This is a genomic window from Streptococcus sp. 1055, assembly GCF_013276815.1.
In the GTDB taxonomy this organism is placed as follows: Bacteria; Bacillota; Bacilli; order Lactobacillales; family Streptococcaceae; genus Streptococcus; species Streptococcus pseudopneumoniae.
This window is the reverse complement of the sequence record NZ_VMLT01000107.1, coordinates 1-15,270: the sequence shown is the minus strand read 5'-3', so window position 1 is coordinate 15,270 and position 15,270 is coordinate 1. Positions and strand designations below refer to the sequence as shown.

General features: G+C 39.5%; 12 protein-coding genes and 2 pseudogenes. 6 read left to right on the top strand and 8 right to left on the bottom strand.

Annotated elements, in window-relative coordinates:
* Window positions 1-17: 17 nt before the first annotated feature.
* From HT699_RS09095 to glpK, 3 genes are all read right to left on the bottom strand, one after another.
* The gene (locus tag HT699_RS09095) at window positions 18-722 is read right to left on the bottom strand and encodes an MIP/aquaporin family protein (protein ID WP_031233680.1); all 705 of its coding nucleotides are present in this window, start codon (window positions 720-722) and stop codon (window positions 18-20) included.
* A 69-nt stretch (window positions 723-791) separates the two neighbouring features.
* The gene (glpO, locus tag HT699_RS09090) at window positions 792-2,618 is read right to left on the bottom strand and encodes a type 1 glycerol-3-phosphate oxidase (protein WP_023939034.1); all 1,827 of its coding nucleotides are present in this window, start codon (window positions 2,616-2,618) and stop codon (window positions 792-794) included.
* A gap of 41 nt (window positions 2,619-2,659) precedes the next feature.
* Window positions 2,660-4,168, bottom strand: a complete 1,509-nt coding sequence (gene glpK, locus HT699_RS09085; protein ID WP_050141917.1) for a glycerol kinase GlpK — start codon at window positions 4,166-4,168, stop codon at window positions 2,660-2,662.
* 317 nt (window positions 4,169-4,485) lie between these two features.
* On the opposite strand from glpK, the pseudogene HT699_RS09080 reads away from it, so the two are divergent.
* From HT699_RS09080 to HT699_RS09070, 3 genes and pseudogenes are all read left to right on the top strand, one after another.
* Window positions 4,486-5,325: pseudogene (locus tag HT699_RS09080) on the top strand (EcoRI family type II restriction endonuclease).
* Window positions 5,326-5,329: 4 nt separating this feature from the next.
* Window positions 5,330-6,316, top strand: coding sequence for an adenine-specific methyltransferase EcoRI family protein (locus HT699_RS09075; protein ID WP_023936772.1), 987 nt, complete (start codon window positions 5,330-5,332; stop codon window positions 6,314-6,316).
* A 9-nt stretch (window positions 6,317-6,325) separates the two neighbouring features.
* The gene (locus tag HT699_RS09070; RefSeq protein WP_023934039.1) at window positions 6,326-7,615 is read left to right on the top strand and encodes a DUF6161 domain-containing protein; all 1,290 of its coding nucleotides are present in this window, start codon (window positions 6,326-6,328) and stop codon (window positions 7,613-7,615) included.
* Window positions 7,616-7,748: 133 nt separating this feature from the next.
* Here HT699_RS09070 and HT699_RS09065 read toward each other — a convergent pair whose 3' ends face one another.
* Window positions 7,749-9,176 carry a helix-turn-helix domain-containing protein gene (locus HT699_RS09065; RefSeq protein WP_138706092.1) on the bottom strand — a complete coding sequence of 476 codons (1,428 nt, stop codon included), beginning with the start codon at window positions 9,174-9,176 and terminating at the stop codon, window positions 7,749-7,751.
* Window positions 9,177-9,340: 164 nt separating this feature from the next.
* Between HT699_RS09065 and hslO the strand changes: the two genes are divergently transcribed.
* Together hslO and dusB are read left to right on the top strand one after the other, a co-directional pair.
* Window positions 9,341-10,213: an Hsp33 family molecular chaperone HslO gene (hslO, locus tag HT699_RS09060; protein WP_023934040.1), complete on the top strand. Its 873-nt coding sequence runs from the start codon at window positions 9,341-9,343 to the stop codon at window positions 10,211-10,213.
* Window positions 10,200-11,180, top strand: coding sequence for a tRNA dihydrouridine synthase DusB (gene dusB / locus HT699_RS09055; RefSeq protein ID WP_023934041.1), 981 nt, complete (start codon window positions 10,200-10,202; stop codon window positions 11,178-11,180). The genes hslO and dusB overlap by 14 nt, the downstream gene beginning before the upstream one ends.
* A 70-nt stretch (window positions 11,181-11,250) precedes the next feature.
* Here dusB and HT699_RS09050 read toward each other — a convergent pair whose 3' ends face one another.
* Complete coding sequence (locus HT699_RS09050) at window positions 11,251-11,886, bottom strand: hypothetical protein (RefSeq protein WP_240149890.1); 636 nt, start codon at window positions 11,884-11,886, stop codon at window positions 11,251-11,253.
* Between the two features lie 314 nt (window positions 11,887-12,200).
* Between HT699_RS09050 and HT699_RS11830 the strand changes: the two are divergent.
* Window positions 12,201-12,430 (top strand): annotated as a pseudogene (locus HT699_RS11830) (hypothetical protein).
* A gap of 73 nt (window positions 12,431-12,503) precedes the next feature.
* On the opposite strand, the gene HT699_RS09045 reads toward HT699_RS11830, so the two are convergent.
* The 3 genes from HT699_RS09045 to HT699_RS09035 are packed head-to-tail and all read right to left on the bottom strand — an operon-like array spanning window position 12,504 to window position 15,126.
* Complete coding sequence (locus HT699_RS09045) at window positions 12,504-13,277, bottom strand: NUDIX hydrolase (protein WP_054392588.1); 774 nt, start codon at window positions 13,275-13,277, stop codon at window positions 12,504-12,506.
* A 1-nt stretch (window position 13,278) separates the two neighbouring features.
* On the bottom strand, window positions 13,279-14,058 hold the full coding sequence (pnuC, locus tag HT699_RS09040) for a nicotinamide riboside transporter PnuC (protein WP_054392587.1): 780 nt from the start codon (window positions 14,056-14,058) through the stop codon (window positions 13,279-13,281).
* A gap of 9 nt (window positions 14,059-14,067) precedes the next feature.
* Window positions 14,068-15,126, bottom strand: a complete 1,059-nt coding sequence (locus tag HT699_RS09035; RefSeq protein ID WP_054392586.1) for an AAA family ATPase — start codon at window positions 15,124-15,126, stop codon at window positions 14,068-14,070.
* Window positions 15,127-15,270: the final 144 nt, after the last annotated feature.

The following is a 15,270-nucleotide window of genomic DNA, read 5'->3' as shown; positions in this document are numbered from 1 at the left end:
TTTTCGAAGAGTATAAACTAGAAAAGTGAGAATACAAGCACTGCCAAGGCTGCTCCGATAACAGGGCCTACAACAGGAATCCAGGCGTAAGACCAGTCTCCATCTCCCTTATTTGGAATTGGCAAAAGGCTGTGCATGATACGAGGTCCAAGGTCACGTGCAGGGTTCAAGGCATAACCTGTTGTACCACCTAGTGATAGACCGATACCGACAATCAACGTTCCCACTGCAAAGGTTCCGATTCCTGCTTGAAGGTCATAAAGTCCCAAAGCAAAGATTGTCAATACCAATACAAAAGTTCCTAGGATTTCACTAATCAAGTTTGATACAGTATCCTTGATGGCTGGTCCAGTACTGAAGGTTGCCAGGATATTGCCTGCATTTTCTTCTGCCTCATAATGCGGCTTGAATTGCAACCAAACCAAAATCTGACCGAGCATGGCCCCTGCGAACTGAGCTAGGATATAAGGGAATACTGATGCCCAAGGCAAACCACCTTTCAAGGCCACACCAATGGTCACAGCTGGGTTTAAATGAGCTGGACTGAGCTTGCCAGATACAAATACTGCAACCGCAACTGCAATCCCCCAACCCATAGTAATCACAATCCAACCTGAGCTGTTGCTCTTGGTTTTAGGAAGAACCACACCTGCAACAACACCATTTCCTAGAAGAATCAGGATTAAAGTCCCTAAAAATTCTCCAAATAATTCATTCATCATCTTTCTGTCTCCATTAAAAAGAAGGAGGGGTAGACTAGGAGCCCTGCCCGCCGCCTCTTTTATTTTTTCTTAATTTTTTAATTCTGCTAAATCGTTGTTAGCAAGAGCTACTTCGACATCAACACGGTAAGCTGCTTTTTCTTCTTCTGTCCAGTCATAGAATCGTCCCATTTCATCCAAAACTGGCTCAACGATACTATCCAAGCTATCACGCATAAAGAGCATATGGTTAGTACGACGAAGAAGGAAGTCAACTGGACTCAGAACCAACTCATTGCGCATTGCATAGTGAAGGGACAAGGTGTCTGCCAGGCTAAGACCTGGCGCTTGTTCCAAACTATGAGCAAGTGCAAAGACTTTCGGTGCATTTGAACCGTAAAGATTTGCTAGGTAATGAGCTTCCTTGCTATCCAAACCACGTGACACTCCAAGTTGGGCAAAGGCTTCGATTTCTGAGTCTACATTTGCTGGGTTCAATTCTCCACCTGAAACAGGGTAAGTCTTAGAGTTGATGAGTTTAAAGCTACGGTCAAATTCTGCTTTGAGGATGTCAACCACGCGCTCCATAGCTCCTTCAGCCATCTTACGGTAGTCTGTGATTTTACCACCAGCAAGGGTCAAAAGGCCATTGTCATCACGATCCAAGCTAGACCCACGAGAAACTGCAGATGGATCCAAATGTTTCTCAGATGTGCTACTTTCAAGCTTGCTGACAGCAGACTCAACATCTTCACGTGTTTTTTCTTTGGAGAGATAAGATTCAACAGTCGCAATCAAGTTGTCAAAGCTTTCATCACTGATGGTACCGTTATTTCCACCATTATAGTCAGAGGCACTGTTCCCTGCAATCAATGGACGAAGACCTGCCCAGCTACTTTCAATGTCAGCAACTGTAATATTCGCTTCTGGGAAGCGGTTGTTGACAATACCAAGTAGGTAATCTACATCTTCCTGCGTCACTTTTGGATGTTCCAAATCACCTGTATAGTCTGTATCAGTTGTACCAAAGTAGGTCTTGTTTTCACGTGGGAGAACAAAGACCATACGACCGTCACCCAAACCTGTGTCAAAGTAAACTGGCTGTGAAACCTTGATTTTGCTTGAATCCACTACCAAGTGAACTCCCTTAGTTGGGCGCATTTGTGAGAATTGCGTTCCCTTATTAGACAAATTACGTACTTTATCACTCCAAGGACCTGTTGTATTAATAACCAGACGGGCCTTGATTTCAAATACTTGGTCTGTCAAGAGATCACGAGCTACAACACCTGTAATCTTGCCACTTTCGTCAAAAAGGAAGCCTTCTGCCTTCACGTGGTTGGCAATGAGGGCACCGTCTTGGTTGGCACGTTTGATGTTTTCAATCACGAGACGCGCATCGTTGTTACGGAAGTCAAGATACACTCCACCTCCTACCAAGCCTTCTTTCTTCAAGTTTGGCTGGCGTTCCAAGACTTGATTCTTACTCAAAACCTTGTTAGCAGCTGGTGTATTGTTGACACCTGCCAAGAGGTCGTACAAGTCCATGGCTACTTTAAGACGGAAGAGGCTAAAGGTCGCTCCATCTTCATCGTAAACTGGTAAGAGCATTGGGTCTGGTTTTGGAATGTGTGGAGCAATTTGTTGTACTACTGCACGTTCTGAAACCGTATCTGATACTACTTCTACGTCGAATTGTTTGAGGTAGCGAAGACCGCCGTGAACCAATTTTGTTGAACGGCTGGATGTTCCTTCTGCGAAGTCCTGCATTTCAATCAAACCGGTCTCAAGACCGCTAGCTGCCGCCTGCAAGGCTACACCAGCCCCTGTGATTCCTCCACCGATAATCAAGAGATCCAGGGTGCGTTCCTGCATTTTTTTAATTGACCATTCACGTGTTTTCTTTGAAAATTCCATATTTACACACCTTCTAAATAAATCGCTTTATTCTGCCAGTATTAGTCGTCTACTTCCGCAAAGACTTGCGTTGCTTTCACAGCCTTCTTCCAGCCCTTGTAGAGTTGTTCCTTGCGCGATTCGTTCATCGATGGTTCAAAGAGTTCTCCTGTCTCGTTCAAAAGTTTCAACTCATCCAAGTTTTTCCAGTAACCTACTGACAAACCTGCTAGGAAGGCTGCTCCTAGAGCTGTTGTTTCCAAGTTTTTAGCGCGTGCAATGTCAATACCTAAAATATCAGCTTGGAACTGCATGAGGAAGTTATTCATGGCTGCACCACCATCTACCTTCAAGACTTGGATAGCTGTCTGCGCATCTACTTGCATAGTGTCAATGATATCACGTACTTGATAAGCAATAGATTGAAGAGTTGCCTTGATAAAGTCTTCTTTGCTTGTTCCACGAGTCAAACCAAAGACAGAACCGCGAGCATTTTGGTTCCAGTATGGTGCTCCTAGTCCTGTAAAGGCTGGAACGACATAAACTTCATCATCATTGTGAGAATCACGAGCGTATTTTTCAGATTCTGGTGAATTTTCGACCATGCGAAGACCGTCACGAAGCCACTGAATGGCACTTCCTGCGATGAAGATAGAACCTTCCAAGGCATAGTAAACCTTGCCGTTGATTCCGTAACCAATGGTTGTTAAGAGGTTGTTTTCAGACAACTGCATCTCTTCCCCAGTATTCATGATAATGAAAGAACCTGTTCCATAAGTATTCTTAACCATACCTGGTTCAAAGGCCAACTGTCCAAAGAGGGCCGCTTGTTGGTCCCCAGCCATACCTGAGATTGGGACTTCTCCACCATAGAAATGAAATGGCGCTGTCTTACCGTAGATTTCAGAGTTAGAACGAACTTCTGGCAACATAGCCTTCGGAATGTTGAGAATTTCCAAAATCTCATCATCCCATTTGAGTTCTTTAATGTTATAAAGCATGGTACGAGCTGCATTTGAGTAATCCGTCACGTGAGCCGCACCGTCAGTCAATTTCCAAACCAACCAAGTATCGATAGTACCAAAGAGCAATTCCCCTTTTTCTGCTCGCTCTTGAGCGCCCTCTACATGATCCAAAATCCAACGAACCTTAGTAGCAGAGAAGTAAGCATCAATAATCAAACCAGTCTTTTCATGGAATTTTTCCACATAACCTTGGCTTTTCAGCTGTTCAGCCAGAGGAGCTGTCTGACGTGATTGCCAAACGATAGCATTGTAGATAGGAAGTCCTGTTTTCTTATCCCAAACGACCGTTGTTTCACGTTGGTTGGTAATCCCGATTGCCTCAATCTGACTTGGTTTCACACCACTTTCGATGAAAGCTCCAGCAATAACAGACTGGACGGAATTCCAAATTTCATTGGCATTGTGCTCTACCCAACCTGCCTGAGGGAAAATCTGGGTAAACTCTTTTTGACTCGAGCTAACCTTTTCCCCTTTTTTGTTGAAAATGATGGCACGAGAACTTGTAGTTCCCTGGTCAATGGCCATGATGTATTTTTCTTGTGACATGTGCTGTCCTCCTGATAAAGATCTTGAGGTGTTCCCTCTTTACACTTACTAGTATACAAAATAAAGCGCTTTCCTGTTCATCAACTTTTTTTAATTTTTTAAAAAATGTGAGGAGATTGTGTGAATTTCACAAAAAAGGCCTCAAAAGTTAGATTTAATAACCTATTTTAATGAAGAAGTAGCTAATAAGAGTATTTTTGCTAAGATTTACGATATGAAAAGTTTACATAATGCAATTATTTAATACCCATTCATAGTGTGATATAATATTGTTAATAACTAAAAACACCTCAAAATATAAAAAAGGGGAGAATTTTATGGCTAAAAAGAATCAATCTAATCGTCTAACTAACCAACATAAAGATTCAAGAGGAGTAGTAGGTATATTCGGAGAAGATGCAAAATCTCATGATATTGCCGTAGGCACTATCTCTCATCTAGTAAAATCGAAACTAGAGGAATTATATCCGATGTTAGAGTTTAGATTTAGAAAATCAGTTAGTAAAAAGGAGATTAATCATTATCTTAGTAAGCTGGATAAAGATTTAGGAAAAACTTTATTTACACAGAATGCAAGTATTATTCCTGACGGCGGTATCATTGAGGTAAAAGATGATTCAGGCAGTTGGCGTGTAGTTCTAGTAACAGAAGCTAAACATCAAGGAAAAGATATTGAAAATATTAAATCAGGTAAACTAGTAGGAAAAAACAACGACCAAGATTTAATGGCTGCCGGAAATGCTATTGAACGCTCACATAAAAATATTGCTGAAATAGCAAATTTTATGCTATCCGAGGAACACTTCCCTTATATTATTTTTCTAGAAGGTTCTAATTTTTTAACGCAAACTATCTCTGTAATACGGCCAGACGGACGGTCTGTTATACTTGAACATGACTCAGGAATACTAAACCGCTTAGACAGACTAACTGCTGCCAATTACGGCATGCCAATCAATACTAATTTGTGCAAAAATAAATTTATAAAAAATAAAGACAAATCAATAATGCTTCAAGCAACCTCTATCTATACAACTGGTGATGGAAGTCACTGAAATCCTCAGGAAATGTTTAATATAATGTTAGATGTTGCTAAGACGTCTCTTAAAGTTTTGGGAAGCGATATTTTTAACCAATTAACAAGGAGTATGGAATAAGATAATGAGAAAAAACGAAAATGATTTTTTAAGAAAGGCAAAAAAAAATAAAAATGATGAGTTCTATACTCAACTACAAGATATAGATAGGGAGTTACATCATTACAAGGTACATTTCAAAAACAAAATTATATTTTGCAATTGTGATGACCCCAGAACTAGCAATTTTTATAGATATTTTGCTCAAAATTTTAATGAACTTGGTTTGAAAAAGCTGATTGCATCCTGTTATATCGAACAACAATTTGATTTATTTAGCTTAAATTCAGAAATTTCAAATGGCTTTTACTATGAATACACTGGGAAAAAAGAAGAGGTCATTATTCCCAGTCTAAATGACGTGACATTTTTTAAAGGTGACGGTGATTTCCGCAGTGAGGAAAGTATGAAACTATTAAAAGAAGCAGATATAGTGGTAACAAATCCACCATTTTCACTTTTCAGAGACTTCCTTGCACAAGTTGTTCAATATGATAAACAATTTTTAATCATTGGCAATATTAATGCTATTACTTACAAAGAAACTTTTAAACTCATAGAAAACAATAAAGTTTGGATGGGGATAAATATGGGACGTGGTATTTCTGGATTTATCGTTCCAGACCACTATGAACTCTATGGGACAGAAACCACTATAAATGAACGTGGTGAAAGAATTGTTTCCCCTAATAACTGTTTATGGCTAACAAATTTAGATAATTTCAAAAGGCACGAGGACATTATTCTTACCAAAAAGTATAAAAATAATGAAGACCAATATTTAACCTACGATAATTACAACGGTATCAATATCAATAAAACAGTAGATATTCCTTATGATTATCGAGGAGTTATGGGAGTTCCAATAACTTTTCTTCATAAGTTTAATCCAAATCAATTTGAAATTGTTGGATTCCGAAAAGGAGATGACGGAAAAGATTTATCAATAAATGGTAAGAGCACTTATTTTAGGATATTAATTAAAAATAAGAAGTTTCAAACGACTAAATAGGCTGGTAGTATGATGAGTTTTACGAGCAAACAAATATCTAATTTTTTGGATGATAAAATTTTATTTCGATTTACAATTAACAGTAACAATACTATAAACTTCAACGAACGTGAAGCGATGTTTACTTTTGATCAAATTGAAAAAGTAATAAAAACTAATTTTGACTATTGGAAGATTGTTTCAGAAAAAGCACCATCTAATTATTATTCAAATTGGCAAATCATGAATAATAAGATAAATGGCATAAGGAAATTTCTTTCTGAGATTGACGACTTAAATACGGATACTATAAATAACTATCTTTATTATAACTTGTCAAGTAGTCGTGAAACTACTGAGCAAGGGAAGCTTGTTTACATACTATCAATTGATTCACCTATTGATAAAGATTTAGAAATTCGAAAAATAAAGAGTTTTGTTTCATTCTATATAGAGCAAACAACAGACAATCTTACAGAAGCGATAAGAAGTTACATCTATCTCTCTAAGAATATAAGTTCTATAGGCAATTATTTTTCAAGCTCTTATCCATACCAATTCTATCCGGCTCTGTATTTACTTAGAAAACAGTTCTCTAATATTAGGGAAAATATATTCGACTTTGAAAAAAATATTATATATCCATTAACCAGTAAGTTACAAGAAATTTCTGATAATTCTAATGAACAATATAAAGAAATTACCTCTTTTATCGAAAACAGATACAATGATATTCAACAACAATTTGATGATAAGGCCATAGAATTAAAAGAGTTTCAAAGCTCAATAAATCGTTGGCAAAAGGAAAAGAAAGATAAACTTGAACATTTAGAGGAGACTTATAAGAATAAACTATCATTGGAGGCACCCGAACAACTCTGGAATAAACGTGCTACAGAATATATAAAGCAGGCTAGAAATTGGACTATCATCCTTATTGTAACTGTACTAGCTTTAATTTTTACTTCGACAAAATTAATTACAGTTATACATAATTATTCTTTAGATATCATCAAAGAAATTCCTTTTCTTTCAGAATCATTCGTATTTATTTCTGTTATTTCTTTCTTTATCTATATAATTAGAATACTGGTAAAAATCGTAATGTCAAATCATCATTTAGCCACCGAATACAAACAGAAAGCAGCTTTAACTAGATTTTATCAATCTTTGACTTATGCTGGTACAAATATTGATAAAGAGGAAAGACTAATCATTATTAATTCATTATTTAGTAGAATTGATACAGGTCTTATTAAAGTAGATAACACAAATGATAACGAGGTAATTCTAGCAATTTTGTCTAAGAATATAAAATAAAAGGCTGAGCAAAAAGAATTTAAAGTCAAACAAACGCATATTGTCAAGTGTTGAAAAGACTCGATAATATGCGTTTTATTGCAGAAAATTTTACTTCTTTTTCTCCTAAAATTGAGTTTTTTTGCCATCTTCTTTAACTAAACAATAACTGGCGAATCGCTACCAAATCTTCCATATCCAAGTCGTTTTTTAAATAATAGACTGGCGTCTGTTCCTTCTTATGAATCGGGTTATTGGTAACCAGCAAATCATAATGCCGAGTACAATCATAGGCTTCAATGGTAATAAAACGATTGTATTCCAAATACCGTTTCAAAATGGCTGCCATCCTTGAAAAGACAAGAAAACCAGATGTCAAATCCAGACCAATCCGCATATGCTGGCCACCGTTTTCAGCCATATATTCGATTAACTGCAGCCATTCCCAGAGAATCTTCTTATCTAAATCTGTCCCCTGATGAAAGGCAGGTAGAGCATGAAAAATCTCCTCTGCTGTCTCTTTAAAATCATGTTCCATCAGTAAATAGGGATGACGATTCTCTAACTGGTACTTGTAGCGATCCTGTAAAATATAGCCCTTATAGAGGTAGACTTGAGCACAAAGCTGACTGAGTTCATAGGTGACATGGTCCTCTGTATAATCCCCCAGTAACTCCTCTTTCTTCATTTCTTGAATCAATTGCGTCAGTAAACCTGCCAACTGTCCTCCAAAACCAAGGATATACTCCATAGTATGAAGAGGAAGAATGCGATGAGATAGGAGGAAAGAGAAGAATATCATCATCTCCCCATCCTCAGTTCCGAGAGGGAGGTGTTGCCCAGCAAAAAAGGACGGAGCCTTTCGATGCAAACGAAGGTAGAAAATATTGTCAAAATACCCTCGCATTTTTTCTTCTATGACTTGAAACTGACAAGCATTGACCCGAAGACGTTGTTGACTGATATGAGCCCAGAGAACCAAGTCCAATTTCTGACCCGAAGACAAACTTGCACCGCAGATTTCTTCTAGTGTAGCAATTTCCTGCTTTCTCGCTGGTTTCTGCATGTGACCTTCCCACTCCTGACTAGACCAGACCTTGCGGAAAAGACAGAAATAGAAATAGCGAATCTGATGCTCTGGACCTCGCCAACGTCCATTTTGGATGGATAAATCAAATTCTGACAAAATCTGATTTAAACCAGCCAAGTGACGCCCAAGCGTAGCCTCGCTAATCATCAATTCTTGAGCCAGCTGATGGGCTAAAAATTGTTGGTGGTAGAGAAGATAGACCACAATCTGGTATTTAACAGCATTCTCCAAAAACAAGCTCCGAATATCTCTCCCCTTGGTAGCTGCACCGATCGACAGGCGCAGATTTTCATTTTCTAAGTGAATAGTCAACTCTAAACCACTATCCAAAGCCTTGTCATTGAGCAGGGTGACATATTTGGTTAGAGTTGCTTTTGAAAATCCTGTTTCTTCCATTACAGCCTTGACGGTCGTCTGAGACTCTTGTAATAGAAAGGAAAGGATTGAAAATTGACCACACTCGGCTTTCTCCATCAAATCTCCTAAATACATTTGTTACCCCTTTCATTTTCTACCTTAAGCATAGCATAAATCTTACAAATGCTGAAATAATCTGTTTCTCTTTTTATTTTCACGCTGATTTCCTAGTCCATTATCCTGAAAATCAGTAAACACACGGCTCCCTCTTTGGGCATTTTTATGCTAAAATAGTAGCTATGGATAAAATTATTAAAACTATATCAGAAAGCGGAGCCTTTCGTGCTTTTGTCCTTGATAGCACAGAAACCGTCCGTACTGCTCAAGAAAAACACAAAACCCAAGCTAGCTCAACTGTAGCGCTTGGTCGAACTCTTATCGCCAGCCAGATTCTCGCAGCCAATGAAAAAGGAAATACTAAACTAACAGTTAAGGTGCTGGGTTCTAGCTCTCTAGGGGCCATTATCACGGTCGCAGATACCAAGGGGAACGTCAAAGGCTATGTTCAAAATCCTGGTGTTGACATCAAAAAGACCGCAACTGGTGAAGTTCTAGTCGGACCTTTCGTTGGAAATGGTCAATTTCTCGTTATCACAGACTACGGCATTGGAAATCCTTATACTTCCTTGACCCCACTCATCTCTGGAGAGATTGGGGAAGACCTTGCTTTCTACCTAACAGAAAGCCAACAAACCCCTTCTGCAGTCGGCCTCAATGTCCTTTTGGACGAAGAAGACAAGGTTAAGGTTGCTGGTGGTTTCCTAGTTCAAGTCTTGCCGGGAGCCAAGGAAGAAGAGATTGCTCGCTTTGAAAAACGCATCCAAGAAATGCCAGCTATCTCTACTCTTCTCGAAAGCGACGACCATATCGAAGCCCTCCTCAAGGCTATCTACGGAGACGAAGCCTACAAGCGTCTTTCTGAAGAAGAAATCCGTTTCCAATGTGACTGTAGCCATGAACGCTTTATGAACGCTCTTGCCAGCCTTCCAAGCTCAGACTTACAGGAAATGAAAGAGGAAGACCACGGGGCAGAAATCACTTGTCAATTCTGCCAAACTACTTACAACTTTGATGAAAAGGACCTGGAGGAACTCATTCGTGACAAATCTTAATACACCTTTTATGATTGGCAATGTTGAGATTCCCAATCGTACCGTTTTAGCACCTATGGCTGGTGTCACCAACTCAGCCTTTCGTACCATCGCAAAAGAGCTCGGAGCTGGACTCGTTGTCATGGAAATGGTCTCTGACAAGGGAATCCAATACAACAACGAAAAAACCCTGCACATGCTTCATATCGACGAAGGCGAAAACCCTGTCTCTATCCAACTATTTGGTAGTGATGAAGACAGCCTCGCACGCGCAGCAGAATTCATCCAAGAAAACACCAAAACCAATATCGTCGATATCAACATGGGCTGCCCTGTCAACAAAATCGTGAAGAACGAAGCTGGCGCTATGTGGCTCAAGGATCCAGATAAGATTTACTCTATCATCAACAAGGTCCAATCTATCCTTGATATTCCACTTACTGTCAAGATGCGTACCGGCTGGGCTGACCCGTCTCTTGCAGTAGAAAATGCCCTCGCTGCTGAAGCAGCAGGTGTTTCTGCCCTCGCCATGCATGGCCGTACCCGTGAGCAAATGTATACAGGTCACGCAGACCTTGAGACCCTGCACAAGGTTGCCCAAGCTCTGACCAAGATTCCATTCATCGCCAACGGTGACATCCGTACAGTTCAAGAAGCCAAACAACGCATTGAAGAAGTCGGTGCTGATGCAGTCATGATTGGCCGCGCTGCCATGGGAAATCCCTACCTCTTCAACCAAATCAACCATTACTTTGAAACAGGAGAAATCCTACCTGATTTGACCTTTGAAGATAAGATGAAAATCGCCTACGAACATTTGAAACGATTGATTAACCTCAAAGGAGAAAACGTCGCAGTTCGTGAATTCCGTGGCCTCGCTCCTCACTATCTCCGTGGAACATCTGGCGCTGCCAAACTCCGTGGAACCATTTCGCAAGCTAGCACCCTAGCAGAGATTGAAGCCCTCTTGCAATTGGATAAGGCTTAATAGACCAAAACCCGTAACTCTCTTAAAGGTTACGGGTTTTTGACTGTAAAAATTCAAATACTAAGGGTTATTATTGACTCAAAGCAACACTGGAAACCTTGCCATCCGCTCCTGTTGTAATTTGGATGATTTTTCCTCCACCAATTTTGGCATTATACTTGCCATCATCAAGAGTATAAGAGTAGCCTCTGATAGAGTAGTTTTCTTTCTTTCCATCAGCAGATTCTACTGTGAATTGACCTCCTGATGAAACTGTGATGGTTTCGCCATTTGCTCCCTTCCAATTGCCCGCTGCAGCTGAGAAATCACCATCTACCATGGTTAAAACACCCTTGTAGCGTTTATTTTGCTCTGCTTGTTTGTCTTGAAGTTTGCGGTCAGTTGTAGGATCATAGCTTGATTGGTTAGACTGGGATTGAGGAGCCTGTTGAGTTGAAGGAGTTTGTTGACTGGAATCTTCTTGTCCTTGTCTTGATTCTGGTGCCGAAGATGTTTGTGTTGCTTGTGATTGATTAGTAGCCATCTCTGACTGATTAGAAGATACTTTCGACTTTTCTGATGAGATTGAACTTGAGGACTTCTGAATTTTATTTTCCTTGCTCGAAGAAGCTACTTTAGAACTAGAAGATTGACTTGTTTCAGTAGCTTCTTTTTTATTTCCACAAGCTCCCAAAAGCAAGGTGGAAACCAATACAATCGCTGCCATTCATTTGATATAGGTTTTCTTTTTCATTTTTCTACTCCTTTGTAATATTTTAGAAATATAAAGAAATCTTTTTGTAATGGAATTGTAACATTTAGATTTAAATATGTCAATAATTTATTTAAACTATTTTAAAAATCTCACATCATTTAAACACCTTTACTCCTCCTACTCTTCTATTCGTAATCTAATAGAAAAAACAGAGAAAAATTCCTATTTTGTTTAAAATTTTTTAAATCGCTCTTATTTAATCGCTTACATATTTAGCTGCAAAGGAATATAATAACAGTGAAATAGAATATAGGAAGTGCACTCTTATACTAAATAAGTATTTCAAGTATCTTCCTTGGTTGATTTTGGGAGCAATTGGTTCCTATAAATCCACAACTCACTATGGCAAAACTTCGTTTGATATCTTCTATCTGACCACAGTCTTTATGATTTTCTATATAGCTTTGTTATTCCTACACGAAAAATATCTCAAGTATCGATACAAAGACTTTTTACTCACATGTTGAGCAATTCTAAGAAAGATAACTATCCCTAAAAACAGTCGCAACAGCAAAGCAAACTAATAAAGGCAAACAAAGAGGTCAGGAACTTTATCCCGACCTCGTTTTTTATTTCAATCGATAGGTTTTTCTTGGTTTCTTTTTAGGCACTCGTTTGAGTCCAACTTCTTCTACATATTCTCCGTATTTTACGAGAAAGTTATTGCTGACGATTGGACGACCGGGGTTGATGAGATTGACCAGTTCAGTCCCTTCGTAGACAGTGAACTCCTCCTCCAGCAGATAAAGGAAGGTCGGATTCCAGTCGAGACGGCCTTGGATTCGTTTGATAGACTCTTGAATAATGGCATAATGGTCAAAAGCGAAGGCTTGTTCCTCCAACTCCACTCCCTCTAGGTAGCATTTGCCTGTCTGAAAATCGACATCTACAAAAAACACATCCTTGGCATCGTCTCCTGCTTGAACAAGTTCTAATGCACGACTAGGCAAATAAACCAAGTGGGCAATGGTCACTGTCCAGCCCCGTGGATCACGGCCGGGAGTCGATACGGTCATCAATTGCTCAATTTTTTCCAAAGGAAGATAGAGATTGACTTCTTCTCTCACCTCACGCTGACAGGCATGCGCAGCATCTTCGCCCTTGTCCATAAATCCTCCAACCAGAGCCAAACAATTTTGATAAGGGTGAGCCTTGCGGCGAATTAATAAGAGCTTGATTTTTCCTTCAACAAAGCAGTAGGCTACCATATCCACCGTCACACTTGGTTTTTCGTATTGAGGGAGTTCCTGCTTGTAGTACCAATCTAAAAACTCCTCCTGACTTGCATGAATTTCAAAATATTCTTTTTCCGTCATCCCTTCTGGAATCTTTATGTCCGTCATTTTATGCCTCCTTACGAACTGCCTTGGTCCATTGGTACCAACCCACTAGACTATTGAGTGTGTAAACCCAGTACATCCCTTGAATATGGATATTTTCACCCCACCAGAGGTAAATACTAAAAATATTGGTTGCAATCCAGAAAATCCATTGCTCACGGTAGAGACGTGTCATCAAGAGCTGACCTACACCATTGGTCGCGTCGGTAACACTATCACGGAAAGGGCGAGCACTATGGATACTTTGGTAAGCCAAGCCCATACCAATCCAGATGATAGCAGTCAAGGCCAAGTACTTGAGCCAGTCAAGCACAGATAATTTCTTAGCTTCAAAGTGAGATTCTTCTGCTTTTCCTTGGTCATTGATACGGTTGGACAGCCAAGCATAGAGACCAATCGGCTGCATGACAAAGAAGTAAACAGTCGTCAAAACTTCACCATAAAAAGTCGCATTCATAGCCAAAATCAAATAGATAGCAGAGTTAATGGCCCCAAAGAGATAATTGCTTGCACGCCCTTCTGCTACCAAGATAACACAGACAATCCCAGTCCAAGAGGCAAACAAGCTCATCCAGTCATGACTTTCTGTATTTTGCGTGAATTCCAAGATCAAAGGAACACTTGACAGGACGATGAGATACAACCACTGGAAGAGGCTACGACCGACAAAGAGATCTTTCCAGAGCAAGTGCATGATTCCTGCAAAACCGATTTTGCGAGCTTCTGCATGAACATTTTTAAAGTTTTCGATAAATTGTGTGATTTTTTCAGTTAGTTTTTTCATATGTTTCTCCTAATCTGCTTGGTAAATGGCATCAATAGCCACTTTTGCTGCTTCATAATTTCCTAGATAATCCTCAGCTAGATAAACTAGTGGAATGTTTGCTAAATATCGCTCTCTCGTCTGGTCCAAATGCTGGGAAAAACTATGACGAATATGGTCTTCTGCCATAGTCATATCTCTAAATCCGTCATTGACATAGGAGCCAATAGGTTGCACAAAGAAAATCAAGTCCCATTTTTCCTTAGCCAAGATCGAGGCAAAGAGATTATCAAAAGTCTCTCCCGATAAGTCCCCTTGATCCTCTGACTCCATGTAATAATCATAGTAGCCCTTGGTTACTAAGGAGTTGGTGTCTGCTATCACCAGTCCCCTATTGGCATTACTGTCAATTAACTTAGAGGTCTGGTCATACTGCCACAACAGGAGATAATAGTAATCCTTTGGAGTCAATTCATCGTCGCGGACATTGTTTTTGATCTGGTACTCACGTGCATATTCCAAGCTGACTGGTGCATCGTAATACCTAGCCAAATCCTTGGCCAGAGTGGTCTTCCCATTGCTAGCACTTCCCATAATCAACACTTTCTTTGTAAACTGACGTCGGAAGGGTTGAGCAATATATTTCCAATATTTGCTTGGGTTTTCTCGAATCATAGTCTCTGAGATACCAAACTTTCTTTCTTGCAAGACAGTCTCAAAGCCACGATTTGATAATTCTTGCTGATAGTCTGCTTCTCCCACAAAGAAGATCAGTTCTTGTTGGGTTTCATCATAAGAAATCTCCGCTAACATTTTGTCCAACCACTCCTGCCAACCCATAGGGTAACGGGGAAGATTGGTCTCATCTAACTTACAAACCGAGGTCAACTCGTCATCACCAAAGGCCTCTCGGATATATCGAAATCTTTTTTGAAGCGTTAAACCTACCTGCTCCCCTCTATCTCCCTCATAGCCTGAAACGACAACCCAGACCTGGTCACACTGCCGCTTGGCTCGCTGGATCAGATCGATATGACCCTGATGAAGCGGAGCAAATGTCCCAAATATCACTGCTGTTTTCTTTTTCATAAACGCATTGCCTTTTTATAGTTTTTGATATTTTCATTATCTATGTTTTTATTATAAACTATATTTTTGTTTTGTCAATAGTTTTTTATTGTTTTTTATAAAAAAGTAGCAAAAAAGAGAATCAAGTGAAAGTTCTATAATGAA